This is a genomic window from Aeromicrobium sp. Sec7.5 (assembly GCF_036867135.1).
Taxonomy (GTDB): Bacteria; Actinomycetota; Actinomycetes; order Propionibacteriales; family Nocardioidaceae; genus Aeromicrobium.
In genome coordinates, this window is record NZ_JBAJIJ010000001.1 from 1,523,443 (window position 1) to 1,548,109 (window position 24,667).

The window sequence follows — 24,667 nt, forward strand, 5'->3', positions numbered from 1 at the left end:
CGACGAATGATCACGACATCGTGGCACGCGGGACTCAGAATCGGCCACCGCGGCTGCGGCCACCCCGGGAGCCCGAGGAACGCCGGCCCGACGACGAGCGGCGCGACGAGGATGACCGGCGCGGTGAGCGACTCGACGAGCGTCGGCTGGAGCCGCCCCCACCCCAGGCGCTGGATCCACCCCCACCCCATCCGCTGCTGGAACCGCGGTTCGCGTCCGCCTGCGACACGTCGGCGCGGGCGAAGTTCTGGGCCGAGGCCACGAGTCGGTCGGCCTGCTCCGCCTCGTCGAGCGCGGTGACCGGGTCGGCGACCTGCGCCTGCTGGGCCAGGGCCAGGTGCCGCCCGGCCTCCGACAGGCGGGTGCGCGCTTCGGCCCCGACCACCGTCCCCTGTGCCTCGACGTACTGGCTGACACCACGCAGGCTGGCGCCGACCCGGTCGATCGTGCCAGCCAGCGCGACCCGTGCCTGCTCGGCTCGGGCGACCTCCGCCATGGCGGGCGCGAGAGCGGTGGAGAGGGCGGTCTCCCCGTCCTGGAGCGTGGCCACGGTGGCCAAGGGATCCGAGGCGTCGGACCGAGCCGCCGCAGCCGCGGCCCGCGCCCGATCAGCGGCAGCCGTGACGGCCAGGTCGTCCGCTGCGTGCTCGGCCGCATCAGCGAGCAGCGCATCGATCGCCGTCAGTCGCTCGGCGATGATCCGCGGGGCGGCCTGCAGCGCAGCATCTGCTCCGTCGACGCCGTCGAGCAGTGCGGACGCATTGACCACGCAGGCCTCGGCCGACCGAGCGTGCGCGACGGCGGCAGGGCGGTCGCCCTCGACCGCAGCCAGTCCCTGGGACACGTCCCGTTGAGCCTGCGCCAGGAGCCGCTCGACCTCGGCGGGATGGTCGTCCACCGTGTCGATCGCGCTGGCGGTGTACCGGGCGGCGAGGCCCTCCAGCGTCACGCGTGCCGCGGGGAGCCGTGCTGCGACCTCGGTGACCCGAGTGCCGAGACCCGCGAGCACCTCGGGGGCTCGCTGGTGCAGGTCGCGCAGCGACCGGAAGGCCTCGACCTTGTCGTCCAGGATGGCGTCCGCACGGCTGCAGAGGGCGATGATCTCCTCCGCGATCGCCCGGCGCTCCTGCGCGGACTCCGGAACCTCGTCGTCGAGACGCTGACGGAGGGCGAAGGCCTGCGTCAGCAGATCCCGCGACTCGGTGAGCGCCGCTCGGAACTCCAGGGTGTCCTGCAGACCGAACTCGGCCTCGGCGAACGCGAGCTCCTGCTCCGAGGTGCGGATCGCCTCGTCGGAGCCCACCAGGGCGGAGCCACTGCGCTGCTCGAGGTCGGCCAACCCGGCCGTCTCCGTCGACCGCTGCCGGTGCCGGCGCCACAGCACGGTGCCTCCAGCCCCGGCGCCGAGGGCCGCGACCGCGGCGAGCCCGATCCAGAGTCCGGGGCCCGGCTCACCCGCCTCGGCCAGCCCGTCGGCCGTCGCGATGGCTGCTCCGCCCCAGTCGCCGTCGCGCAGGCGGGGGAGCAGGTCCTCGTCGACGACCTGGTCGACCTGCTGGTCCGACAGGGAGAAGTCGTCAGCCACCGACAGTCCGTACGCCCGGTCGTCGGTCGCGATCGCGAGCAGGAGGTCCTCGTCGCCCAGCCGGGACTCGCGGGCCGACTCGTCGGCCCATGCGTCGCCGTCGAGCCCGTCGAAGGAGGGCACGAGGACGATGAACAGCTGGTAGCCCGCCGCAGCCTGGTGCTCGTCGAGCGCCTCGCGCACGTCGGCCGCGCGATCGCCCAGGACGCCGGCCGGGTCGGTCACCGGACCCGACACGTCGATCGGCGGCTCGGCGAAGGCCACGGGCGGCCAGGCGAGCAGGAGCAACGACGTCACCAGGAGTCCGGCCGTGGCGGGGAGCCTCGTCGCGATGCGCATGCTGCGAGCGTAGGGGCTGGTCGCCGGTCAGAGCGACGAACATCACCCCGAGAACCGCGACGAGCACGAGCAGCCCCTCAGGATCGGCCCGTACCATGGTCGGGTGATCATCCAGCTCGAGTAGACGTGCGCCGGCCGCTCAGTCCTCCCGTCCCCGCTCGAAAGTTCTCCATGATCACCGTCAATGACGCGACGCTGCGCTTCGGTGCGCGCGTCCTGATGTCCAACGTCTCCTTCCGGGTCGACACCGGCGACAAGATCGGCCTCGTGGGCCGCAACGGCGCCGGCAAGACCACGCTCACCCGCATGCTCTCCGGCGACGGACAGCCGTCCGAGGGCACCATCACCCACCGCGGCAAGATCGGCTACCTGCCGCAGGACCCGAAGATCGGCGACCTGTCCACGACCGCGCGCGACCGCATCCTCGGCGCCCGCGGGCTCGACGAAGCCCTATCGGTGATGCGCAAGGCCGAGATCGACATGGGTTCGGCCGATCCGGAGACCTCCGAGAAGGCCATGCGCGCCTACGGCCGGGCGCAGGACGCCTTCGCCGCCGGCGGTGGGTACGCCGCCGAGGCCGAGGCCGCCACGATCTCGGCCGCCCTGGGGCTGCCCGACCGTGTGCTCGAGCAGCCGCTCTCGACGCTGTCCGGCGGGCAGCGTCGCCGCATCGAGCTGGCACGCATCCTGTTCAGCGACGCCGAGACGATGCTGCTCGACGAGCCGACCAACCACCTCGACGCCGACTCGGTCACGTGGCTGCGAGGCTTTCTCAAGAGCTACTCCGGCGGTTTGGTGATCATCAGCCACGACGTCGAGCTCATCGAGGAGACCGTCAACAAGGTCCTCTACCTCGACGGCAACCGGGCCACGATCGACATCTACAACATGGGCTGGAAGCACTACGTGCGCCAGCGCGAGGCCGACGAGGTCCGCCGCAAGCGCGAGCGGGAGATCACGACGAAGACCGCCGAGCGCCTGCAGATGCAGGGCAACAAGATGCGGGCCAAGGCCAGCAAGGCCACGGCGGCCCAGCAGATGCTGCGACGCGCCGAGGACATGATGGCCGGCCTGGAGGGCGTGCGTCAGTCCGAGAAGGTCGCCAAGATCGACTTCCCCAGCCCGGCGGCGTGCGGCAAGACCCCGCTCATGGCCGAGGGACTGTCGAAGTCGTACGGCTCGCTCGAGATCTTCACCGACGTCAACCTCGCGATCGACCGGGGCAGCCGCGTCGTCGTGCTGGGCTTCAACGGCGCGGGCAAGACGACCCTGCTGCGCATGCTGGCGGGAGAGCTGGTCCCCGACTCCGGTGAGCTCCAGCCCGGCCACGGGCTCAAGATCGGCTACTTCGCCCAGGAGCACGAGACCCTCGATCCCGACCGCACGGTGCTGCAGAACATGCAGTCCACCGCCCCCGACCTCACCGACACCCAGGCGCGCAGCGTGCTGGGCGCCTTCCTGTTCACCGGCGACGACGCCGAGAAGCCGGCCCGGGTGCTGTCCGGCGGCGAGAAGACGCGTCTGGCGCTGGCGGGCCTGATCGTGTCGAGCGCCAACGTGCTGCTGCTCGACGAGCCGACCAACAACCTCGATCCCGCCTCGCGCGAGGAGGTGCTGTCGGCCATCCGGCGGTACCAGGGCGCCATCGTGTTGGTCTCGCACGACGAGGGTGCCGTCCAGGCGCTGGAGCCCGACCGGGTGCTGCTGCTGCCCGACGGCGACGAGGACCTCTGGAACGACGACTACGCCGACCTCATCGCGCTGGCGTGACCTCACGGTCGGCGTCGTCGGTGCTGGCCGCTGCCCGGGCCGCCCGCGCCGCGGCGGTGCGGCGCTCCTGCCGCTCGGCCCGCGCGAACCAGCCGTAGCCCACGATCGCGAGGGCGGCGAAGAACCACCACTGGAGCCCGTAGAAGAAGTGCGGGCCCTGGCCCAGGTCGGGACGCGGCTCGGGCTCGAGCCCGTCGCTCGTGGGGGACTGCTCCTGCAGGTTCACGAAGCCGCTGCGCAGGTCGTACGGCACCTGCTCGGCCATGCCGCGGCTGGAGATCGCGCGCACCTGGCCGTCGTTGACGAACGTGGCCTGGCCGCCCGCCGCGCTGTCGACGCGCAGCCAGCCGGTGACCTCGACCTCGCCGTCCGGGGGTGCTGGCAGGTCGTCGGGACGCTCGTTGGTGCGCAGGGTCTCGATGAAGCCACGATCGACCAGCACCGCGGTGCCGTCCTCGAGCACGAGCGGGGTCACGACGTCGATGCCGGGACGGCCGTCGCGGTTGACGAACTTGACCGTGACCTCGCTCTCGACGTCGTAGGTGCCGCTGACCGTGACGACCGTCCACTCCTGGTCGGACTCGACGTCGTCGCCCACGGGCACCGCGTCCTCGAGCGGGACCGGTGCGGCGCCCAGGTGCTCGCGGACCAGCTCGTTGCGCACCTGCCGGTCGTCGAGCTTGTGGAACTGCCAGAGGCCCAGCTGGATGCAGACCGCGGACAGGGCGACCACGAAGATCGCGAAGCCGACCCAGCGGGCGGATCCGAGGAAGTGCAGCTCACGCATCCGCTGCTCCGACGGGTACGGTCTCGCGCCAGAAGCCGCGCGCCGACAGGAACGACGTCAGGGAACCGTCGTGCTCACCGCACGCGAGCCAGACCTTGCGCCGCTCGGGCGTGTGCAGCTTGGGGTTGTTCCAGCGCACCTCGACGGCGGCGGGCGCGGTGCAGCCCTTGGCCGAGCAGGTCAGCTCACGGGCGGGGTCGAGTCCCACCGGTCAGATCTCGTCGCGCTCGGGTCGGGCGGCGATCGAGCGGTGCTCCATGGGCACGAAGGACGTGCCGGAGGCCGGCCTCACGCGGACCCCGGCATTCGCCAGGACGACCGAGACGTACGGCAGGAACACGGCGAGGACGATGAGCACCCAGCGAAACGGTCCGTCGACCAGGCACGCGCCGATGAAGCAGACGGTGCGTAGGCCCATCGAGAACAGGTACCGACGCTCCTTGGCGCCGAACAGCGCGGTCGAGCTCTCCGGAGCCGAGGTGATCAGGGGCACCTCGTCGGTTCGCTTGTTCACTCTTTCAGGATACGCCCCTGTGCGTGAGGGCACCGGTCATGGCGGCATCATGGATCCCATGAGCAACCGCACCTACCGCATCACCGAGATCGTCGGCACGTCCCCGGACGGGGTGTCCGAGGCCATCGAGAACGGCATCAAGCGCGCGAGCCAGACCCTGCGCCACCTCGACTGGTTCGAGGTCGAGGGCATCCGTGGCCAGATCAGCGACGACGTGCCGTCGCACTACCAGGTCACGATGAAGATCGGCTTCCGCCTGGAGGACGACGAGTGAGGCTGCGGCTCCTCACGGTGGTGCTCGTCGCGACGGTGGCCCTCATGGGCTGCTCGGGCGCAGGCACCGCCGAGGAGCCGCAGGAGGGGCCGTCCGGTGACACCGCGGAGCCGGAGTCGCCCGAGCCATCGCCGGAGCCGCTGGGCATCGAGGCCCCGGCCGGCACCCCGGTCGACCCGGCCCAGTTCCCCGACGCCTACACCGGCCACGCGTTCCTGACGCCGACCGGCAACATCATCTGCTGGATCGACGACGCCGCCGACCAGTGGGGGTGCCTGGTCAAGGAGCGCACGTACGCCGAACCGGCGGGCGCCGAGGACTGCCTGAAGTCGTTCGGTGGTGGCTTCTCGTCGGTCCAGGGCAGCGCGCTCATGCCGCTGTGCCGCGGCGGCGTCATCGCCGCGGCGGAGACCGGTGGGGGAGTCGTGCTGCCGTACGGTCAGGCGATCACGGTGGGCGACGTGACCTGCGGGTCCGAGGAGGCCGGCGTCACGTGCCTGGACCAGGGATCGGGCCACGGGCTGTTCCTGTCCCGGGCGGCCTACGTGGTCAGCTGAGGTCGGAGGCGTCGGCCTCCTCGACCTCTTCGCGGGTGATGCCCATCAGGTAGATGATGGTGTCGAGGTACGGGACGTTGACCGACGTGCGCGCCTGGTCGCGCACCGTGGGCTTGGCGTTGAAGGCGATGCCGAGACCCGCCGCAGCGAGCATGTCGAGGTCGTTGGCGCCGTCGCCGATCGCCACGGTGTTCTTGATCGGGATCGCCGCGGCGTCCGCGAACTCGCGCAGGGCCTCGGCCTTGCCGGCCCGGTCGACCACGGTCCCCAGCACCCGTCCGGTCAGGTGGCCGTCGGCGATCTCGAGGTCGTTGGCGCGGTAGTAGTCGATGTCGAGCTCCTCGGCGATGCGCGCGATGATCGGCGTGAAGCCGCCCGAGACCAGGGCGAAGCGGTACCCGAGCCGCTTGAGCGTGCGGATCATGGTGCGAGCGCCCGGCGTGTAGGCGAGTGACGCGTAGACGTCGTCGAGCGCGGAGACGGGGACCCCCTCGAGCTTCGCCACGCGGGCGTGCAGCGACTGGGCGAAGTCGAGCTCGCCGCGCATCGCGCGCTCGGTCACCTCGGCGACCTCCGCCTCGCAACCCGCGTGGGCCGCGAGCATCTCGATGACCTCACCCTGGATCAGGGTGGAGTCGACGTCCATCACGACGAGTCGCTGCGCGTGCCGACGGATGCCGTTCTCCTGGACCGCGACGTCGACCCCGTGCTCGTACGCGACCCGGGCGAGCGTGGCCTGCAGGACATCGGGGTCGGCCCCACTGACCTCCATGCGGATCGCCGTGACGGGGTACCGCGCCATCCGGACGATGCGGTCGATGTTGCCGCCGTCGGTGCGGATCTGCTCGGTCAGCGCCGCCATCGCGCGGGGGAGCAGGGGGGCACCGAGCACGACGACCTGCGCCCGACCGACGCGTCGGGGCCGATTGTCGCCCGTGCCGCGCTCGATCGAGACCGCCAGGCCCAGCTCCGGCCCGAGGGCGGTGACGGCGTCGTCGAGCCCTTCGGTGTCGCGCCCATCGGTGTCGTCCCTCGTGGCGGGCTCGGTGACCAGGACGCTGAGGATCAGCTGACCACGGACCACGAGCTGCTCGACGTCGATGACCTCGAGCGGGAACGCATCGAGCACGCCGAACAAGCGGGTGGAGACACCCGCGCGATCCGTGCCGACCAGCGTCACGAGGACGGTCGGACCGGTGAAGTGCTGGGGGAGGTGGGGGACGGGCCCATGGCTGGTCATCGGGTCGAGGCTAGCGCGATAGGTTGGTGCTCGACGACGCCCACACCGGAGGGATTCATGACGAGCGCCATCCAGCTGACCCAGGTCTCCGTGGTGCGCTCCGACTCCCTGCTGCTCGATCGGGTCGACTGGACGGTCCGCGAGGGTGAGCGCTGGATCGTGCTCGGGCCGAACGGCGCCGGCAAGACCACCCTCATGCAGATCGCGAGCGCCACGACGTTCCCGAGCCAGGGCCGCGCGACGGTGCTCGGCCAGGAGCTCGGCACCGTCAATCTCTTCGAGCTGCGCACCCGCATCGGCCACACGAGCCTCACGGTCGCCGATCGTCTGCCGCCGACCGAGTCCGTGCGCGACGCGGTGCTCTCGGCGGCCCACGGTGTCACCGGACGCTGGCGCGAGGAGTACGACGAGGCCGACACCGCCCAGGCCGACCAGATCATCGGTGAGCTCGGCATCGCCCACCTCGCCGGGCGCACCTTCGGCACCCTGTCCGAGGGGGAGCGTAAGCGCGTGCTGATCGCGCGTGCCCTGATGACCGATCCCGAGATGATCGTGCTCGACGAGCCGGCGGCCGGTCTCGACCTCGGGGCCCGCGAGGACCTGGTGTCGAGCCTGCAGAACCTGGCGTCCGACGACGACGCGCCCGTCCTCGTGCTCGTGACCCACCACGTGGAGGAGATCCCGCCGGGGTTCACCCACGTGCTGCTGCTCCGCGACGGTGCCGTGGTCGCGCAGGGGCCGATCTCGTCCACGTTGACGGCGGAGAACCTGACCCGTGCCTTCGGGACCCCGCTCGAGCTGGCGGTCTCCGAGGGTCGCTACACGGCCCGCCGCGTGCGCTACGGACGCCGAGCCGCCCGACCGGAGGAGTGAGCACCCTTGACTGACTGGATCAACGACAACCTCTGGGTCGTCTGGATCGGCGTGGCCGTCGTGCTGGCCGTCGCCGAGCTGCTGAGCCTGGAGCTCGTGCTCGTGATGTTCGCCGTGGCGGCCGTCGCCGCTGCCGCGCTCGCACCCTTCGTCCCGCCGTGGGTCACGATGATCGTGTTCGGGGTCGTCTCGATCCTCCTGCTCGGCGTCATCCGCCCGCGCTTTCGCCGCAAGCTCCACTCCGGTCCGACCCTGACCGTGGGGCACCACAACCTGGTCGGCCATGTCGCGGTCGTCGACGAGCCCGTCAGCGACCTCGGGGGCCGTGTCGCGATCGACGGTGAGCTCTGGACGGCTCGCACGCGCTCCGGGGAACAGTTCGACGTCGGTGCGCGTCTGACCGTCGTGTCCATCGAGGGGGCCACCGCAGTCGTGGCCGGAAAGGTTGCACCGTGATCGGATCGGTAGCCCTGATCGTCGCCTTCTTCTTCCTGGCGCTGGCGATCGCCATCGTCGCGATGTCGTTCAAGATCGTGCCCCAGCAGCGGGCCGGCATCGTGGAGCGGCTCGGCAAGTACCGCACGACCCTGGACTCCGGTCCTCACCTGATCGTGCCGTTCGTCGACCGCCTGCAGTACGTCATCGACCAGCGAGAGCAGGTCGTGTCGTTCCCGCCGCAGGACGTCATCACCGAGGACAACCTGACGGTCTCGATCGACACCGTCATCTACTTCACGGTCAACAACCCCGTCTCGGCGACGTACGAGATCGTCAACTACATCGAGGCGATCCACCAGCTCACGATGACGACGCTCCGCAACATCATCGGTGGCATGTCGCTCGAGCACGCACTGACCGGTCGCGACCAGATCAACCGCACGCTCGGCGCCGAGCTCGACGCTGCCACGACGCGCTGGGGCATCAAGGTCAACCGGGTCGAGCTCAAGAGCATCGACCCGCCCGCGACGATCATCGACGCGATGGAGAAGCAGATGCGCGCCGAGCGTGACCGTCGCGCCGTGATCCTGACCGCCGAGGGCCAGCGCCAGTCCGCGATCCTCACGGCCGAGGGCCAGAAGCAGTCGCAGATCCTGACCGCCGAGGGCGAGAAGCAGGCCGCGATCCTGACCGCCGAGGGCGAGAAGCAGTCGCAGATCCTGCGCGCGCAGGGCGAGGGGCGGGCGATCGAGACCGTGTTCCAGGCGATCCACGACGGCAACCCCGACCAGAAGCTGCTGTCGTACCAGTACCTGCAGACCCTGCCGAAGATCGCCGGCGGTGAGAACGCCTCGACCTGGATCATCCCGGCCGAGCTCACCGCAGCGCTCGGCACGCTCGGCGGCGTGATCGGCACGGTGCCGGTCGACGGTGGTGGCAGCAAGAAGCGCATCGATCTCGACGCACCGATCGAGGACGTCGCGTCCACGGTCGACACCTCCGAGGCCGTCCAGGCGGCGCTCGAGGCGGCTCGCCGGGCCGAGCAGCCCGGGGCCGGCAACGGCGACGACATCGTGCCCCCGTCGATCCTCGACCAGGGTGACGACGACGCGCCGCCGCCCCCGCCCGCGCAGGCGTGACGGCAGGTCGTCCCCAGCCGTTCGACGAGGCCGAGCGCGAAGCGGTCTACCGCGTCATCGCCGAGCGCCGCGACATGCGGCACTTCGTCGGTGGCGCGGTGGACCCCGCTGTGCTCCGTCGCCTCCTCGAGGCGGCCAACATGGCGCCCAGCGTCGGACTGATGGTGCCGTGGCGCTTCGTGCGCGTCGTCAGTCCGGAGGTGCGGGAGGCGGTCGCGGACCTCGTGGCCGTCGAGCGCGATCGCACCGCCCGGGCGCTGGACGAGCGGGGGTCGGAGTTCCTCCGCCTCAAGGTCGAGGGGATCCGCGACTGCGCCGAGCTCATCGTCGTGTCGATCACGGGCGAGCGCGATCAGCACGTGTTCGGGCGTCGCACGATGCCGCACATGGACCTCGCATCGGTCGCCTGTGCGATCCAGAACCTCTGGCTCGCCGCGCGGGCCGAGGACCTCGGGATGGGCTGGGTCTCGCTGTTCGAGCCCACCGAGCTGGCGTCGTTGCTCGGCCTCGCGGACGGCGACGAGCCCGTCGCGGTGCTCTGCCTCGGACCGGTCGACCGGTTCTACGACCGCCCTATGCTCGTCGAGCAGCGCTGGGGCGAGCCCCGGCCGCTCGACGAGCTGGTCAGCGAACGCTGACCGCGGCGGCGCTCAGTGCTGGTACGTGCCGTGCACGATCGCCCGACCCAGCGTCTTGAACGCCAGGTTGAAGCTCACGACGGCCGGGCTGGCGGAGGCGTCGACACCGAGGGTGTCCTGGCCGACCGCGTGGACGACGAAGAAGTACCGGTGCACCTGATCGCCCTCCGGCGGCGCGGCACCCATGAAGTTCAGGCCGCCGCCGTCGTTGCGCACGTGGAACGCGTCGCCGGGCAGCGAGTCGTCGCCCGCGCCGGCGCCGACGGACAGGCTCGTGGTGTCGGCCGGCAGGTCGACGGCCACCCAGTGCCAGAAGCCCGACGGGGTGGGAGCGTCCGGGTCGAAGCACGTGACGACGAAGGACCTGGTGCCCTCGGGGGCGCCCGACCAGCTCAGCTGCGGCGAGGTGTCGCCGTGGGCGTTGACCTGGTCGTCCTTCAACGGCGCGCCGTCGGTGACGTCGTCGCTCGTGACGGTGAACGTCGCAGCGGCCGGCAGGAGGGGGTAGGGATCCGGGGTCACGGGTCGGTCGAGGCTCATGCGGCCTAACCTAACCGCGTGGCCCAGATCCAGCACGTGACGACGGACGACGAGAGGCTCCGCGACTTCCTGAGCCTGCGCGACACCAGCCTCCGCAAGCTGCTCGAGACCGAGCGGGGCATCTACGTCGCCGAGGGCGAGAAGGTCGTGCGCCGCGCCCTCGCCGCCGGGCACGAGCCACGGTCGTTCCTGATGGCGCCACGGTGGGTCGAGTCGCTCGAGGACGTGCTGGCCAGCACCGAGGCCCCCTGCTACGTCCTCGACGAGGACGTCATCGAGCAGCTCACGGGCTTCCACGTCCACCGCGGAGCGCTCGCCGCGCTCCATCGCCCCGCGCTCCCGGAGCCGGCCGAGGTCCTGGAGGGAGCACGACGGATCGTCGTGCTCGAGGACCTCGTCGACCACACCAACGTGGGTGCTGTGTTCCGCACGGCGGCGGCGCTCGGGTGGGACGGCGTGCTGCTCTCGCCGCGGTGCGCCGACCCGTTATACCGCCGGGCGATCAAGGTCGCGATGGGCGCCGTGTTCTCGCTGCCGTACGCGCGTCTGGACGACTGGCACGCCGCGCCGGACCTGCTGCGCGACGCGGGGTTCACGACCGTGGCCATGACCCTGGGCGAGGGCGCCGTGCCGCTCGACACGGTCGCGACGGAACGGCCGATCGCGCTCGTGGTCGGTTCGGAGGGCCACGGGCTCTCGGCGCGGTGGGAGCACGAGAGCCTCGTGCGCGCGACGATCCCCATGAACCCCGACATCGACTCGCTCAACGTGGCCGCCTCGGTCGCGATCGCGGCCTGGGAGCTGCGTCCCACTAGGCTCGCGCCATGATGCGGCAGCGCGTGGCCCGGACGATCGCCCGTCTGATGCGGTACCGGATGGTCGGCACGGTGCCCGAGCGCGGGGTGCTCGTCGGCGCTCCCCACACGTCCAACTGGGACTTCGTCACGATGCTCCTGGTCATGTGGCACGGCGGTGCCCACCCGCGGGTCCTGGTCAAGCAGGAGCTCTTCTCCGGCCCGGTCGGCTGGCTCGTCAAGCGCTTCGGCGGCGTCCCGCTGGACCGCAAGAACCCGGCCGGCGTCGTGCAGGCCTTCGTCGACGAGGCCGAGACCAACAACGAGTTCCGCCTCGTGATCGCCGCCGAGGGCACGCGGTCAGCGGGGGAGTACTGGAAGTCCGGGTTCCTGCGGATCGCCCGCGACGCCCAGGTGCCGGTGACGCTGGCCTTCTTCGATCCGCCGACGCGCACGATGGGCTTCGGACCCTCGTTCATCCCCAGTGGCGACTTCACGGCCGACATGGACATCGTGCGGGACTTCTACGCCGACATGCCGGGCATCAAGCCCAAGAACCGCACCGAGCCCCGGTTGCGCGAAGAGGCCTGACCGATCGTCAGCGCATGAAGCTGTGCGTGTGGGCCCGCAGGGTGGACTTGTCGAGCTCGCGATCGGCATAGATCAGCCGCACGGCCGACTCGTCGGCGTTGCCGAGGTCACGACCGCGCCACACGAGCTGCAGCCCGGCCGTCTCGGCGGTGCGACGGCTCGCCTCGTTGCGCTCCAGCAGCTTTGCGGTGACCGGGACGTCGGGATCGGCAGCCTGCGCGGCCTCCACCCCCTGACGGGCCAGCGCACCGCCGTACCCGCGGTGCCAGTGGGCCCGGTGGACCCGGTACCCGATGTTCCACGCGAGTCGGTCGTGCAGCAGACGGGCCCCACCGTGGCCGACGAACTCTCCGCCGCCGTCGAACGCGGCCCAGTTGCTGAGGCCGTCGTCGCGCCAGCCGTTGACGAAGAACTCCACGAGCGCCTTCGTCTGGTCCACCGTGGTGAACACCCCGCTCGGCTGGTGCTCCCAGACGCCCGGGTCGGCGTAGAGGACGTGCATCTCCTCCCAGTCGCCCGCCTCGATGGGGCGCGTGATCATGGGCGGGTCCTCACGCCTCCGCGATCGGCGTGACCGGCCAGTCGGCCGGGTAGAGGTCGTCGAGCTCGCCCTGCATCTTGTCGAGCTTCTTGCGCGCGCGGCCGGCGAGGCGGTCGCCGAACACCGTGCCGAAGAGGTGGTCGGTCTCGTGCTGCAGGCAGCGGGCGAGCATCCCGGTGCCGGTGAACTCGACCGGATCCCCGTTCTGGTCGACGCCACTGACGTGCGCGCGGTCCGGCCGGGCGAGTGGTCCGAAGGCGCCCGGGAACGACAGGCACCCCTCGTCGTCGTCGTCGAGGCGGCGGTCGTCGCCCTCGGGCAGGGTCAGGACCGGGTTGCACACGACGCCCGTGACGACTTGGTCGTCGTCGTCGGGGCAGTCGAACACGAAGACCTTGACGTTCTCGCCGACCTGGTTGGCGGCGAGGCCCACCCCGCGAGCGGCGTACATCGTGGCGACCATGTCGCGCACGAGCGTCTGCAGCTCCTCGCCGAAGACCGTGACGTCCTCGAGCTCGCGGTGCATCACCGGGGTGCCCCAGCGGGTGATCGGACGGACGGATCCGCCCTCGGGGAGGGGACGGGACTGCGGGTGGGTCACGGGGCTGCTCACGGGGCTCCTGGTGCGTGTCGACGGGAGAGCGACGGTCCACGGTATCCGACACCCGCTGGTCGCTGTGGACCGTGGGCCGCGTCTGGGATACGCTCGAGACGTCAAAGTGCAAACGTGAGTTACAAACTCGTCTACACTGACGCCGACGGCGGGCACCTCGGCCCGACCTCGTGAACTTCCCAGGAGCACACGTGGCCTCTCGCAAAGACCCCATGGGCATCGGTCTGGCGGTCCTGAACCGCATCGCCAGCTCGCCCACGATCGACCGCCTCGGCCTGCGCAAGCAGAGCGAGAAGGCGGTCTACCACGGCACGCGCGCGGGCTTCCAGGCCGCGGGCGCGGCCGCCCGCACCTTCAAGAAGGTCAAGGGCTCCGGCAAGCCGGCCCGCCAGGCCTCGTCGGGCGACTCGGGGGTCTTCGACCTCACGCCCACCGAGGACCAGCAGATGATCGTCGGTGTCGTGTCCGAGTTCGCCGACGAGGTCCTGCGTCCTGGCGCCGAGGCGGCCGAGAAGACCGACGACACGCCCAAGGAGGTGCTGGCCCAGACCACCGAGTTCGGGCTCAGCCTGCTCAACGTGCCCGAGGCCCTCGGCGGTCTGTCCGAGGAGCGCTCCGCGACGACGGGCGTGCTCGTCGCCGAGGCGCTCGCCTACGGCGACATGGGGCAGGCCGTGGCCTGCCTGGCACCCTCGGCGGTCGCCACCGCGATCTCGCTGTGGGGCTCCGACGAGCAGCAGCAGACCTACCTGCCGGCCTTCACCGGTGACGACGTCCCTGCCGCCGCCCTGGTCATCAGTGAGCCGACGCCGCTGTTCGACCCGTTCGAGCTCGGCACCACGGCCACCAAGTCCGGCGACGGCTACGTCCTGACCGGTCTGAAGTCCGGTGCGGTCCGCGGCCTGGAGGCCGAGCTGTTCATCGTCTCGGCCGACCTCGAGGGCAAGCCCGCGCTGTTCGTCGTCGAGGCTGCCGCCGAGGGCGTCAGCGTCGCCGCCGACCCGTCCATGGGTCTGCGCGCCGCCGGCCTCACGCGCCTGAAACTCGACGACGCCCCCGCGGCGCTGCTGGGCGACGGCGCGGAGGACGACTACCGCGAGGCCGTCCGCCTGGCCCGCCTCGGCTGGGCGGGGCTCGCCCTCGGCACGGCCAAGGCCGTGCTCGACTACACCAAGGAGTACGTCGTGGGCCGCGAGGCGTTCGGTGAGCCGATCGCCTACCGCCAGTCGGTCGCCTTCATGGTGGCCAACATCGCGATCGAGCTCGAGGGCATGCGCCTGGTCACGCTGAAGGCCGCCTCGCGCGCCGAGCAGCGTCAGTCCTACGCCCGTGAGGTCGCGCTCGCCCGCAAGCTCGCGGCCGAGTACGGCATGAAGATCGGCACCGACGGCGTCCAGCTGCTCGGTGGTCACGGCTTCGTCAAGGAGCACCCGGTGGAGCGGTGGTACCGCGACCTGCGGGCCGTCGGCCTGATGGAAGGAGCAGTCCTCGTCTGAGGACGGAGAACTCATCATGATTAATCTCGACACCCCCAAGAAGTTCCGCGCCTTCGTCGACCAGGCCAACCAGGTCGCCGACAACTTCCTGCGCGCCAACTCCCGCAAGTACGACCTCGCCGAGCACTCCTACCCCAAGGAGCTCGACCTGCTCGCCTCGCTCGTCGACGGCATGAGCGACTCCGGCCAGGGCCAGGGAGCCGGCGCCGCCGGCGTCCGCCGTGGCGAGGACGACTCGGCCGGCAAGAAGGCCAAGGTCAAGAACGGCACCAACATGAGCTCGGTGCTCTCGGTCATCGAGATGTGCTGGGGCGACGTCGGCCTGCTGCTCTCGATGCCCCGCCAGGGCCTGGGCAACTCCGCGATCGCCTCGGTCGCGACCGACGAGCAGCTCGAGCGCTACAAGGGCACCTGGGCGGCGATGGCGATCACCGAGCCGAGCTTCGGCTCCGACTCGGCCGCCATCAAGACCACGGCGGTCAAGGACGGCGACCACTACGTCCTCAACGGCGAGAAGATCTACGTCACGTCGGGTGACCGGGCCGACTCGGTCGTGGTCTGGGCGACGCTCGACAAGAGCATGGGGCGCGCGGCGATCAAGTCGTTCGTCGTCAGCAAGGACACGCCCGGCATCCGGGTCGAGCGCCTCGAGCACAAGCTCGGCATCCGGGCGTCCGACACCGCTGTGATCCTGCTCGACAACTGCCGCGTGCACGAGTCGAACCTGCTCGGCAGCCCCGAGATCGACGTCAAGCAGGGCTTCGCCGGCGCGATGGCCACGTTCGACAACACGCGTCCCCTGGTGGCCGGCATGGCCGTCGGTTGCGCCCGGGCCTCGCTCGAGCTCATCCGCGACCTGCTGGAGAAGGCCGGCGTCGACATCGACTACGACCGTCCCGCCACGGCGCAGTCGTACGCGGCGGCCACGTTCATCCAGATGGAGGCCGACTGGGAGGCAGCGCTGCTGCTCACCCTCGAGGCCGCGTGGCTCGCCGACAACCGCAAGCCCAACTCCATGGAGGCCTCCATGGCGAAGGCGAAGGCGGGGCGCGTCGGCAACGACATCACGCTGAAGTGCGTCGAGCTGGCCGGCACGCTGGGCTACAGCGAGACCGAGTTCCTCGAGAAGTGGTCGCGCGACTCCAAGATCCTCGACATCTTCGAGGGCACGCAGCAGATCCAGCAGCTCATCGTCGCCCGACGCCTGCTGAACCTGTCGTCGACGCAGCTCAAGTAGGTCCGGCGCTGGTCCCGGCCTGACGGCTCGGGCTCGAGGCCGGCTTCGGTAGGTTGGACGCATGTCCTCCGCCGACGTCGACCTCGAGCTCGAGCTGACGCGCCTCGTCCAACGGGTCCGCCGCCGCTCGGTGCAGATTCTCTCGGGCCTGCACCGCGATCTCGACTACGGCACGTACCTGTTCTTCCTGGCCATCTGCGACGCATCGGGCCAGGTGCGCGGCGCCGACCTGGCCGAGTCCATGGGCGTCCACAAGTCCACCGCAAGCCGCGCCGTCGCGGCGCTCGTGAACTACGGGCTCGTCGAGCAGCACCCTGACCCGAGCGACGGCCGCGCACGCCTCCTGGTGCCCACCGAGGCGGCAGCGGCCCGGCTGCGCGACTACCGGTCCGAGACCCACGAGCGCCTCGTGCGTCTGCTCGACGACTGGGAGGGCGACGACATCGACGTCTTCGTCGGCCTCCTGCGCCGGTTCAACGACCGTGCCGAGGCCCTCTGAGGTGCAGATCTTCCACACGGCGTTCCGTGAGCAGTGGGCGGAGGCGCTCGAGACCGGCGCCTACACGTGGTCGACCCGCGGTCGGACCCTCGCCGACGAGGGTTTCCTGCACGCCTCGCGCGCCGACCAGGTGGCCGGGGTCCTGGGTCGCTACTACGCCGACGTCGCCCCCACCGACCTGGTGCTGCTCGTGATCGAGACCGACCTGCTCGACGTGCCGTGGCGTCTCGACCCCGTCGGCGACGACGAGTACCCGCACGTCTACGGGCCCCTGTCGCCGTCCGCGGTGGTCGAGACGCGCGAGCTTCCCGCCTAGATCGACAGGTAGGACTTGATCGCGGTGCGCTCGTCCATCGCGCGGTAGCCGTCGGCCACCTGGTCGAGCGGGATCGTCTGGTCGAAGACCGCGCCCGGGGCGATGGAGCCCGACAGGACGTCGGGCAGCAGCTCGTCGAGGTAGGCGCGCACCGGGGCGACGCCGCCTCGCAGACCCGTGTTCGTGAAGAACATGACGGGGATGTTGAGCTCGACGTCGTGGGGCATGCCGACGTACCCGACCGTGCCGCCCGGGCGGACGGCGCGGAACGCCTGCTTCATCGAGTCGCCGGTGCCCACGCACTCGAGCACGGCGTCGGCGCCGATGCCACCGAGGATCTCCTTGACCGCCTCGGCGCCCTCCTTGCCACGCGTCTCGACGACGTGGTCCGCGCCGAAGCGGCGGGCCACCTCCTGGCGAGGCTCGTGACGCGACATCGCGATCACGGTCGAGGCGCCGAGACGCTTGGCGGCGAGCACGGCCGACAGGCCGACCGCCCCGTCGCCCACGACCGCCACGGTGCTGCCGGCGGTGACCCCGGCGGAGACGGCCGCGTGGTGGCCGGTCGGGAACACGTCGGCCAACGTGAGCAGGTGGGGGAGCAGCGACTCGTCGACGTCGCCGGGCACCGTGACGAGGGTGCCGTCGGCCCACGGGACCCGGACGAGCTCGGCCTGGCAGCCGTCGTACCCGCCACCGTTGACGCACGAGGTCTGCACGCCGGCGGTGCAGTGGGCGCAGGTGTTGTCGCTGTACAGGAACGGGGCGATGACGAAGTCACCCACCTTCACGGCGGCGACCGCCGAGCCGACGCGCTCGACCACGCCGATGAACTCGTGCCCGATCTGCTGGGGCTTGCGGATCTTGTTGACCCCGCGGTAGGGCCACAGGTCCGAGCCGCAGACGCAGGCGGCGACGACGCGGACGACCGCGTCGGTGTCGTCCTGGAGGTCCGGGTCCGGGAGGGTGTCGAGTCGGATGTCGCCGGGCGCGTGAAGAACGGTGGCTCGCATGGGCCCATTCTGCCTGCCGCGAGGTCGGATCGCGCGTGTGACAGGATCGAAGCATGACCTCCAAGCCTGAAGTTGACTTCATTCCCGGCCCGCCCCCGACCGAGCTGACGGTCACCGATCTCGTCGAGGGCGAGGGCGCCGAGGCCGTCGCCGGCGGCGTCGTCGACGTCCACTACGTCGGTGTCGAGTTCGAGACCGGCGAGCAGTTCGACGCCTCCTGGGACCGCGGCCAGTCGGCCCGCTTCCCGCTCCCCAACCTGATCGCCGCCTGGCAGCAGGGCATCCCCGGCATGAAGGTCGGCGGCCGCCGCCAGATCGTCGCCCCGCCCGAGCTCGCCTACGGCCCCGCCGGCGGCGGACACCGGCTCTCGGGCAAGACCCTGGTCTTCGTCATCGACCTCCTCGACGTCGCCTGACCCACCCCGCCTCCGCAAGAGGCCGCCCAGATTCGTGGACTTTGGGACCCGATCAGCCCCGGTCAGGGTCCTAAAGTCCACACATCTGGGCGGTCCTCTCGGCTTCCACAGGCTGCGACTCCAGCCGCCCGTCCCATCCCTCGACGCACCATCGTCGGGGGATGGACCTTTTCCAGCCGTTCACAGTCGACATGGCTGCTGCTCACGGGCTCAGTCGGCGGGCGCTGCGGCACCCGCGGTTCCGACGGCTCCTGCGTGGTGTCTACATCAGCGCCGACGCGACGTTGACGCTGACGATCTGGCTCCAGGCGGCGCTCCTGGTGCTCCCGCCTGACGCTGTCGTCAGCCACACCTCGGCGATGCGCCTGTACGGATTCGAACCGCGCCGCCGAGGGTTCCTGGAGTTCTCGACGAACACGGGCGCGACGACGAAGCTGCAGCAGATCGTGCTGCACCGCCGTCGGTGGCAGCTGCACCCGCGGGAGGTCGGTGCGTTCTGGGCCACCGGTCCGGACCGGACCTTCGTCGATGTGGCTGCCCGGTCGCCGTTGCCCGAGCTCGCCGCGTTCGGCGACCACCTCGTGCACCACCGGCTGACCACCCCGGACGACCTGCGTTGGTATGCCGACTCGCGGCACCTCGATGGCGTGCGACGTGCCCGCCGCGTCTCGCGACTTGTGGTCGAGGGCGCGGAGTCGGTGCGCGAGTCGTACCTGCGGATGATGTTGTGGTTCGCGCGTCTCCCGCGCCCCGAGGTGAACGGTGTCATCCTCGATGCGAGCGGAGAGTTCCTCGCTCGAGGTGACCTCGTCCTGCGTCGATGGAAGGTCGTCGTGGAGTACGACGGCCGGCACCACCTGCACGATCTGAAGCAGTGGCAGCACGACCTGCGACGTCGCGAACGCCTCGAAGCCGAGGGGTGGACCATCATCGTGGTCACGGCGGCGGACTTCCGTCAGCCGCAGCTCATCCCGGTCCGTGTGCACGAGGCTCTGGTGAACCACGGCTATCACGGCCCCGCGCCTGTCCTCAGCGTCCAGTGGCGACGCTGGTTCACCCCTTAGCGCCCAGATATGTGGACTTTGGGACCGAAACAGGCTCGATCTGAGTCCCAAACGCTGCAAATCTGGGCGGATCAGGGGGTGGGCAGGGCGTCGAGCAGGTTGCGCATCCGCTTGAGGCTGACGGGGTGGGCGGTGCCGAGCTTCTGCGCCGTGAGGCTGATCCTCAGCTCCTCCAGGGCCCACCGGACCTTCTGGACCTCCGGGGTCAGGCGCTGGAGCTCGCGCAGCTGCGCTGACCTGCGGTGGAACTCCGCCTCGAGGTCCTGGGCCTCCAGCAGGGGAGCAGGCGTACCGGCCGTCTGCAGCCGCATCGCGGCAGCCTGGAGGTAGACCGCCAGGCGAGGGAGCCGGTCGATGCCCATGTCGCGGACGAACCCGGGGTAGACGAGCCAGGAGAGCTGCACCCGCACGTCCTCGCCGGCCTCGTCGGGGCCGGGGCGGACGTCACCGAGCCGGTCGTAGGCGCGGATCACGTGGGTCACAGCGCGCTGCGTCACGTCGAAGACCTCCTGCCGGACGACCTCGGTGAGCTTGGCGAAGCCCTCCTCGTTGGCGGCAGGCCCCCCGTGCCGCTCGACGAGGTGGTCGAGCGCCGCCAGCCAGCACGCCTCGATGACCTCGGCAGCGTCGCGGTACGGGCCGGTCTGGAGCGTGAGCTTCGCCCGGGTGTCGAGGGTGCGCCCGATCGTGGGCACGACCGACGGCAGCTCGAACGACATGAGCCGCGCCTGTCCACGCACACCCGCGGCGCGCTGCTCGGCGGGGGACTCCAGAACCCGCAGACCGACCGAGCCGCCCTCGTCGACGACCGACGGGTACCCCGTCTGGCGTGCGGCGGTCACCTCGACCGGGATCGTGCCGAACACCCAGGTCCGCTCACCCGAGCGCTCGAGACCACCCGTCGCGTCCTGGAGCTGCTCACGCAGCCGCGGACGCAACCGCTCGCGGAGGTCGTCGAGCTCGTGTCCACGGGCGACCTCCTCGCCGGAGTCGTCGAGCACCCGGAACTTGACCCGCAGGTGGTCCGGGAGCGACGAGGGATCGAAGTCGTCGGCGCGGACGACGCTGCCGCCGCGGGCCGACAGGACGCGGCCGAGCTCGTCGGTGACCGTGCCGCGCGCGGGGTCGAGCTGGTGCAGCACCTCGCCCACGACCTGCGGCACCGGCACGAACTCGCGCCGGACCGACTTCGGCAGCGAGCGCACGAGGGCCTCGACCAGGTCGCGGCGGTGCCCCTCCACCTGCCAGCCGAACGCCGCGTTGTCGAGCCCGGGAAGCTGGTCGAGCGTCACGTCGACCATGACACCGTCGTCGACCGTGCCCGGTTCGAACGTGTAGGTCAGGGGCATGGGGGCGCCGTCCGAGAACCACTCGGTCGGGAAGGCGTCAGCATCGGCATCGGCCTGCACGAGGTCGGCCGTGGTCAGGTCGAGCAGGTCGGGCGTCGAACGTCGGGCCTTCTTCCACCACCCGTCGAAGTGCCGGGTCGAGACGACGTCGGCCGGGACGCGCTCGTCGTAGAACGCGAACAGGGCCTCGTCGTCGACGCGGAGGTCACGGCGGCGCACCCGCGACTCGAGCGCGTCCACCTCGGCGAGCAACGCCTGGTTGCGGGCCCAGAAGTGGTGGTTGGTGCGCCACTCGCCCTGCACGAGCGCGTGCCGCACGAAGAGCTCCCGGGCCAGAGGGGCGTCGAACCGTGACAGGGGGACCAGCCGGTCGGCGACGACGGGAAGGCCGTAGAGCAGCACCCGCTCGCGCGCCATGGCCGATCCGCGCTTGGTCGACCAGTGCGGCTCGGCGTACTGACGCTTGACCAGGTGCGGCGCCGCCTCCTCGATCCACTCCGGCTGCACCCGCGCTGCCGTGCGCGCCCAGAGTCGGGTCGTCTCGACGAGCTCGGCGGCCATGACCCACGCCGGTGGCTTCTTCGCGAGGCCCGAGCCCGGGAAGACCATGAACCGCGCGCCTCGGGCGCCGGCGTACTCCTTGCCGTCGGCCTCGCGCAGCCCGACGTGGGAGAGCAGACCCGTGAGCAGGGCGCGATGCACCGTGTCGGGGTCCGAGCCCTCCAGCCGGACAGCCTTGTCGCCCGCCTTCATCCCGAGGTCGCGCACCGTGCGCCGGAGCTGGGAGTGGACGTCCTGCCACTCGCGGATCCGGAGGTAGTGCAGGAACTCGCCCTTGCACATCGCCCGGAACTTCGAGTGCGACATCTCGTCGCGCTGCTCCCGCAGGTACGTCCACAGGCTCAGCCACGACAGGAAGTCGGAGTCGGGCTGGCGGAACCGTGCGTGCTTCTCGTCGGCGGCCTGCTGCTTCTCGAGCGGACGCTCGCGCGGGTCCTGGATCGACATCGCGGCCACGATGACGAGGACGTCGCTGAGGCAGCCCAGGTCGTCGGCGGCCACGACCATGCGGGCCAGACGCGGGTCGACCGGCATCCGCGACATCGTGCGACCGAGTCGGGTCAGCCGCAGGGTGCCGTCCTTCGCGTCGACCACGGCACCCAGCTCGCGCAGCAGGTTGACCCCGTCGGCGACCGAGCGCGAGTCGGGCGGATCGAGGAAGCCGAACTTCTCGATCGGTCCGAGGTCGAGTGACGCCATCTGCATGATGACCGACGCCAGGTTGGTGCGCTGGATCTCCGGGTCGGTGAACTCCGGACGGCCCTCGAAGTCGTCCTCGGCGTACAGCCGGATGCAGATGCCGTCGGCGACGCGACCACACCGACCGGCCCGCTGGGCGGCGCTGGCCTGCGAGATCGGCTCGATCGGCAGCCGCTGCACCTTGAGCCGCTGGCTGTACCGCGAGATGCGCGCCAGCCCCGGGTCGATGACGTAGCGGATCCCCGGGACCGTCAGGGAGGTCTCGGCGACGTTCGTCGACAGCACGATCCGACGGCCCGGGTGCGACGAGAAGATCTTCTGCTGGTCGGCTGAGGAGAGCCGCCCGAACAGCGGAAGGATCTGGGTGTTCCGATACTTCTTGCCCGCGAGGTGCTCGTCGACGTCGCGGATGTCGCGCTCGCCGGGCAGGAAGACGAGGATGTCGCCGTCGCGAGGCAGCTCCTCCACCGCGGCGGCGATGCCGTCGAGCAGGTCGCCGGAGTCGGGCTCACCCTCTGCCGTCTGGTGCAGGGGTCGGTAGCGCACCTCCACGGGGTAGGTGCGCCCGCTGACCTCGATGACGGGGGCGTCGAACAGCTCGGCGAAGCGTTCGACGTCGATCGTGGCCGAGGTGATGACGAGCTTGAGGTCGGGTCGGCGGGGGAGCAGCTGGCGCAGGTAGCCCAGGAGGAAGTCGATCGACAGCGACCGCTCGTGCGCCTCGTCCACGATGATCGTGTCGTAGCGGCGGAGCTCGCGGTCGTGGTGGATCTCCTGCAGCAGCAGACCGTCGGTCACGAGCTTGACCTGGGTCGCCGCCGAGCTCTGGTCGTCGAACCGCACGGCGTAGCCGACCTCGGCACCGAGCGGGACGTCGCACTCCTCGGCGATCCGCTTGGCCACCGAGCGTGCAGCGATGCGACGTGGCTGCGTGTGGGCGATCTTCTGGCGCCCCAGGCCCAGAGCGATCTTCGGCAGCTGCGTGGTCTTGCCGGAGCCGGTCTCGCCGGCCACGACCACGACCTGGTGGTCACGGATCGCGCGGGCGATCTCGTCGCGGCGGGCGGAGATCGGCAGCGCGTCGTCGAACTCGAGCCTCATCGCAGCCCCACGGCGTCACCGAGGGCCAGGTAGCCCACGAAGGCGACGACGTCGAGCAGGGTGTGGGCGATGACGAGCGGCATGACACGCCCCGTCCGCTGGTACCACCACCCGAACACCAGACCCATCACGACGTTGCCGAGGGCCTGGCCGAAGCCCTGGTACAGGTGGTAGGTGCCGCGAATCAGTGCACTCGTGACGATGACCGGCCACATCCCCCAGCCGAGGTCGCGCAGCCGCTCGTGGAGGTAGCCCACGACCACGACCTCCTCGAGGAGCCCGTTCTGCAGGGCCGCCGCGACCAGGATCACGACGGTCCACCAGTAGACGGTGTCGGGAGCCGTGACGATCTCGGCCGTCACGCCCAGCGCGCGTCCGGCGAAGTACAGCCCCAGCCCGGGGACACCGATCACGAGGGCGAGCAGCACGCCGACCGCGGTGTCGCGTGTGGGGGAGCGGCGGTCGAGCCCGATCGATCGCCCTGCCAGCAGGTAGATCGCGAGGAACACCGGGACGAGCGCGAACACGATCGACAGCACCTGGAGCGTGAGGTCGAGCCACTGCTGGTCGGCGCGGGAGGAGTTCAACGAGGCGGTCGACTCGCGCAGACCCCCGTTCGTGAGCTTCACGACCAGGCTCAGGACGGCGTAGACCGCGGACTGGCCGAGTGAGAGGCCCAGGACGATCCAGATCTCGGCCCGGACCCGGCGCCGGTCGGATGCCGGGACGGTCGGTGCGGCAGCGCTCACAGGTCGTCGGTGCCGAAGGTGTCGCAGGAGTCGATCGTGCCGGACTCGTAGCCGGCCAGGAACCACCGCTGCCGCTGCTCGCTCGAGCCGTGGGTCCACGAGTCGGGGTTCACGGTGCCACCGCCGAGCTCCTCCTGGATGTGGTCGTCGCCCACCGCCGCGGCGGCCGAGAGGGCGGAAGCGATGTCGTCACGCGTCAGCGGCTCGAGCAGCGTGATGCCGTCGGCGTCCTCGGTCGTGGCCGCGTGGTGGGCCCAGACGCCGGCGAGGCAGTCGGCGCGCAGCTCGATCCGGACGCCAGCACTCAGCGGACCCGTCGACCGGTCCTGCTGACCGGCCTCGAGGTCGCCGAGGAGCTGCTCGACGTGGTGCCCGTACTCGTGGGCGACGACGTACATCTGCGCCAGGTTGCCCCCGTCAGCGCCGAAGCGGCCGGAGAGCTCGTCGAAGAACGTCGCATCGATGTAGACCTGCTCGTCGGTCGGGCAGTAGAACGGCCCGACGGCCGCCGTGGCGGTGCCACAGGCGGACTGCGTGGAGCCGGAGAAGATCACGGTCGGGGCCTCGCGGTACTCGACGCCCGTGTCGGCGGGCAGGGCCTCGCTCCAGTAGTCCTGGGCGCTGTTGACGGTGCCGACGATCCGGCACACGTCCGACCGGTTGGCGTCGGCGCCGGTCTGGCACTCCGAGACGTCGACCGAGCTCCCCGAGCCACCCTGCAGGACCTGCGACGGGTCGAACGGGAGCGAGCCGGAGCCGGATCCGCCGCCGAGGAACACGAACACCAGCAGCAGGATGATGCCGCCGACCCCGCCTCCGGCGATCGCGCCGCCCTTGCCGCCGATCACCTGGCTCGTGTCGAGCCGGGCCTTGTCGTTGAAGCTCACCCGAGGAGTCTACGCAGCGACGAGCCGATCGTCGGGTGCGTCGATAC

At 70.8% G+C, this 24,667-nt stretch carries 27 protein-coding genes; 15 read left to right on the forward strand and 12 right to left on the reverse strand.

From position 1 onward, the window contains the following. Positions 1 to 34: 34 nt before the first annotated feature. On the reverse strand, positions 35 to 1,924 hold the full coding sequence (locus tag V6S66_RS07550) for a TPM domain-containing protein (protein WP_334206133.1): 1,890 nt from the start codon (positions 1,922 to 1,924) through the stop codon (positions 35 to 37). 171 nt (positions 1,925 to 2,095) lie between these two features. Between V6S66_RS07550 and abc-f the strand changes: the two genes are divergently transcribed. Beyond that, the gene (gene abc-f, locus V6S66_RS07555; RefSeq protein ID WP_334206134.1) at positions 2,096 to 3,694 is read left to right on the forward strand and encodes a ribosomal protection-like ABC-F family protein; all 1,599 of its coding nucleotides are present in this window, start codon (positions 2,096 to 2,098) and stop codon (positions 3,692 to 3,694) included. Here the strand turns inward: abc-f and V6S66_RS07560 are convergent. The 3 genes from V6S66_RS07560 to V6S66_RS07570 are packed head-to-tail and all read right to left on the reverse strand — an operon-like array spanning position 3,678 to position 4,995. Next, positions 3,678 to 4,481, reverse strand: coding sequence for an SURF1 family cytochrome oxidase biogenesis protein (locus tag V6S66_RS07560; RefSeq protein WP_334206135.1), 804 nt, complete (start codon positions 4,479 to 4,481; stop codon positions 3,678 to 3,680). The two genes, abc-f and V6S66_RS07560, sit on opposite strands and share 17 nt — an antisense overlap. Continuing rightward, on the reverse strand, positions 4,474 to 4,689 hold the full coding sequence (locus V6S66_RS07565; RefSeq protein ID WP_334206136.1) for an acetone carboxylase: 216 nt from the start codon (positions 4,687 to 4,689) through the stop codon (positions 4,474 to 4,476). Before V6S66_RS07565 ends, V6S66_RS07560 begins: the two co-directional genes overlap by 8 nt. A 3-nt stretch (positions 4,690 to 4,692) precedes the next feature. Continuing rightward, the gene (locus tag V6S66_RS07570) at positions 4,693 to 4,995 is read right to left on the reverse strand and encodes a DUF3099 domain-containing protein (protein ID WP_334206137.1); all 303 of its coding nucleotides are present in this window, start codon (positions 4,993 to 4,995) and stop codon (positions 4,693 to 4,695) included. Positions 4,996 to 5,053: 58 nt separating this feature from the next. Here V6S66_RS07570 and V6S66_RS07575 point away from each other — a divergent pair, with 58 nt between their 5' ends. Together V6S66_RS07575 and V6S66_RS07580 are read left to right on the forward strand one after the other, a co-directional pair. Continuing rightward, a complete protein-coding gene (locus V6S66_RS07575; RefSeq protein WP_334206138.1) occupies positions 5,054 to 5,269 on the forward strand; it encodes a dodecin in 216 nt (71 codons plus the stop codon). After that, on the forward strand, positions 5,266 to 5,826 hold the full coding sequence (locus tag V6S66_RS07580) for a hypothetical protein (RefSeq protein WP_334206139.1): 561 nt from the start codon (positions 5,266 to 5,268) through the stop codon (positions 5,824 to 5,826). The genes V6S66_RS07575 and V6S66_RS07580 overlap by 4 nt, the downstream gene beginning before the upstream one ends. Here the strand turns inward: V6S66_RS07580 and serB are convergent. Then, positions 5,819 to 7,066: a phosphoserine phosphatase SerB gene (gene serB / locus V6S66_RS07585; protein ID WP_334206140.1), complete on the reverse strand. Its 1,248-nt coding sequence runs from the start codon at positions 7,064 to 7,066 to the stop codon at positions 5,819 to 5,821. The genes V6S66_RS07580 and serB overlap by 8 nt on opposite strands. Positions 7,067 to 7,123: 57 nt before the next feature. Here serB and V6S66_RS07590 point away from each other — a divergent pair, with 57 nt between their 5' ends. From V6S66_RS07590 to bluB, 4 genes are read left to right on the forward strand one after another with little or no spacing between them, the layout of a single operon-like run. Continuing rightward, positions 7,124 to 7,939 (forward strand): ABC transporter ATP-binding protein, encoded by an 816-nt coding sequence (locus V6S66_RS07590; protein ID WP_334206141.1) that lies wholly within the window; start codon positions 7,124 to 7,126, stop codon positions 7,937 to 7,939. A gap of 6 nt (positions 7,940 to 7,945) precedes the next feature. Next, positions 7,946 to 8,395 carry an NfeD family protein gene (locus V6S66_RS07595; RefSeq protein ID WP_334206142.1) on the forward strand — a complete coding sequence of 150 codons (450 nt, stop codon included), beginning with the start codon at positions 7,946 to 7,948 and terminating at the stop codon, positions 8,393 to 8,395. Further along, positions 8,392 to 9,516, forward strand: coding sequence for an SPFH domain-containing protein (locus tag V6S66_RS07600; protein ID WP_334206143.1), 1,125 nt, complete (start codon positions 8,392 to 8,394; stop codon positions 9,514 to 9,516). Before V6S66_RS07595 ends, V6S66_RS07600 begins: the two co-directional genes overlap by 4 nt. After that, a complete protein-coding gene (gene bluB / locus V6S66_RS07605) occupies positions 9,513 to 10,154 on the forward strand; it encodes a 5,6-dimethylbenzimidazole synthase (RefSeq protein WP_334206144.1) in 642 nt (213 codons plus the stop codon). The genes V6S66_RS07600 and bluB overlap by 4 nt, the downstream gene beginning before the upstream one ends. Before the next feature lie 12 nt (positions 10,155 to 10,166). Here the strand turns inward: bluB and V6S66_RS07610 are convergent, their stop codons facing one another. Continuing rightward, positions 10,167 to 10,694 (reverse strand): YbhB/YbcL family Raf kinase inhibitor-like protein, encoded by a 528-nt coding sequence (locus V6S66_RS07610; RefSeq protein ID WP_334206145.1) that lies wholly within the window; start codon positions 10,692 to 10,694, stop codon positions 10,167 to 10,169. Between the two features lie 18 nt (positions 10,695 to 10,712). Here V6S66_RS07610 and V6S66_RS07615 point away from each other — a divergent pair, with 18 nt between their 5' ends. Next, positions 10,713 to 11,522: a TrmH family RNA methyltransferase gene (locus tag V6S66_RS07615; protein WP_334206146.1), complete on the forward strand. Its 810-nt coding sequence runs from the start codon at positions 10,713 to 10,715 to the stop codon at positions 11,520 to 11,522. Next, complete coding sequence (locus V6S66_RS07620; RefSeq protein WP_334206147.1) at positions 11,519 to 12,079, forward strand: 1-acyl-sn-glycerol-3-phosphate acyltransferase; 561 nt, start codon at positions 11,519 to 11,521, stop codon at positions 12,077 to 12,079. Before V6S66_RS07615 ends, V6S66_RS07620 begins: the two co-directional genes overlap by 4 nt. A 7-nt stretch (positions 12,080 to 12,086) precedes the next feature. Here the strand turns inward: V6S66_RS07620 and V6S66_RS07625 are convergent, their stop codons facing one another. Both V6S66_RS07625 and def read right to left on the reverse strand, forming a co-directional pair. Next, on the reverse strand, positions 12,087 to 12,620 hold the full coding sequence (locus tag V6S66_RS07625) for a GNAT family N-acetyltransferase (protein ID WP_334206148.1): 534 nt from the start codon (positions 12,618 to 12,620) through the stop codon (positions 12,087 to 12,089). Positions 12,621 to 12,630: 10 nt separating this feature from the next. Continuing rightward, positions 12,631 to 13,233 (reverse strand): peptide deformylase, encoded by a 603-nt coding sequence (def, locus tag V6S66_RS07630; protein ID WP_334206149.1) that lies wholly within the window; start codon positions 13,231 to 13,233, stop codon positions 12,631 to 12,633. A 191-nt stretch (positions 13,234 to 13,424) separates the two neighbouring features. On the opposite strand from def, the gene V6S66_RS07635 reads away from it, so the two are divergent. The 4 genes from V6S66_RS07635 to V6S66_RS07650 all read left to right on the forward strand — a co-directional run bounded on the left by V6S66_RS07635 (position 13,425) and on the right by V6S66_RS07650 (position 16,781). After that, entirely contained in the window at positions 13,425 to 14,729 is a 1,305-nt protein-coding gene (locus V6S66_RS07635) for an acyl-CoA dehydrogenase family protein (RefSeq protein WP_334206150.1), read from the forward strand. 16 nt (positions 14,730 to 14,745) lie between these two features. Beyond that, positions 14,746 to 15,966 (forward strand): acyl-CoA dehydrogenase family protein, encoded by a 1,221-nt coding sequence (locus V6S66_RS07640; protein WP_334206151.1) that lies wholly within the window; start codon positions 14,746 to 14,748, stop codon positions 15,964 to 15,966. A gap of 61 nt (positions 15,967 to 16,027) precedes the next feature. Continuing rightward, the gene (locus V6S66_RS07645; protein ID WP_334206152.1) at positions 16,028 to 16,465 is read left to right on the forward strand and encodes a MarR family winged helix-turn-helix transcriptional regulator; all 438 of its coding nucleotides are present in this window, start codon (positions 16,028 to 16,030) and stop codon (positions 16,463 to 16,465) included. Position 16,466: 1 nt separating this feature from the next. Then, positions 16,467 to 16,781 (forward strand): DUF952 domain-containing protein, encoded by a 315-nt coding sequence (locus V6S66_RS07650; protein WP_334206153.1) that lies wholly within the window; start codon positions 16,467 to 16,469, stop codon positions 16,779 to 16,781. Here V6S66_RS07650 and V6S66_RS07655 read toward each other — a convergent pair. Further along, positions 16,778 to 17,794, reverse strand: coding sequence for a zinc-dependent alcohol dehydrogenase family protein (locus V6S66_RS07655; protein ID WP_334206154.1), 1,017 nt, complete (start codon positions 17,792 to 17,794; stop codon positions 16,778 to 16,780). The genes V6S66_RS07650 and V6S66_RS07655 overlap by 4 nt on opposite strands. A 53-nt stretch (positions 17,795 to 17,847) precedes the next feature. Here V6S66_RS07655 and V6S66_RS07660 point away from each other — a divergent pair, with 53 nt between their 5' ends. Next, positions 17,848 to 18,210 carry an FKBP-type peptidyl-prolyl cis-trans isomerase gene (locus V6S66_RS07660; protein WP_290581082.1) on the forward strand — a complete coding sequence of 121 codons (363 nt, stop codon included), beginning with the start codon at positions 17,848 to 17,850 and terminating at the stop codon, positions 18,208 to 18,210. Positions 18,211 to 18,401: 191 nt separating this feature from the next. Then, on the forward strand, positions 18,402 to 19,274 hold the full coding sequence (locus V6S66_RS07665; protein WP_334206155.1) for a DUF559 domain-containing protein: 873 nt from the start codon (positions 18,402 to 18,404) through the stop codon (positions 19,272 to 19,274). Positions 19,275 to 19,345: 71 nt separating this feature from the next. Here V6S66_RS07665 and hrpA read toward each other — a convergent pair whose 3' ends face one another. Genes hrpA through ypfJ form a run of 3 tightly spaced genes read right to left on the reverse strand, consistent with a single transcriptional unit; the run spans position 19,346 to position 24,620 of the window. Continuing rightward, positions 19,346 to 22,984: an ATP-dependent RNA helicase HrpA gene (gene hrpA / locus V6S66_RS07670; protein WP_334206156.1), complete on the reverse strand. Its 3,639-nt coding sequence runs from the start codon at positions 22,982 to 22,984 to the stop codon at positions 19,346 to 19,348. Next, positions 22,981 to 23,733 (reverse strand): CPBP family intramembrane glutamic endopeptidase, encoded by a 753-nt coding sequence (locus tag V6S66_RS07675; RefSeq protein ID WP_334206157.1) that lies wholly within the window; start codon positions 23,731 to 23,733, stop codon positions 22,981 to 22,983. Before V6S66_RS07675 ends, hrpA begins: the two co-directional genes overlap by 4 nt. Then, positions 23,730 to 24,620 carry a KPN_02809 family neutral zinc metallopeptidase gene (gene ypfJ / locus V6S66_RS07680; protein ID WP_334206158.1) on the reverse strand — a complete coding sequence of 297 codons (891 nt, stop codon included), beginning with the start codon at positions 24,618 to 24,620 and terminating at the stop codon, positions 23,730 to 23,732. The genes V6S66_RS07675 and ypfJ overlap by 4 nt, the downstream gene beginning before the upstream one ends. Positions 24,621 to 24,667: the final 47 nt, after the last annotated feature.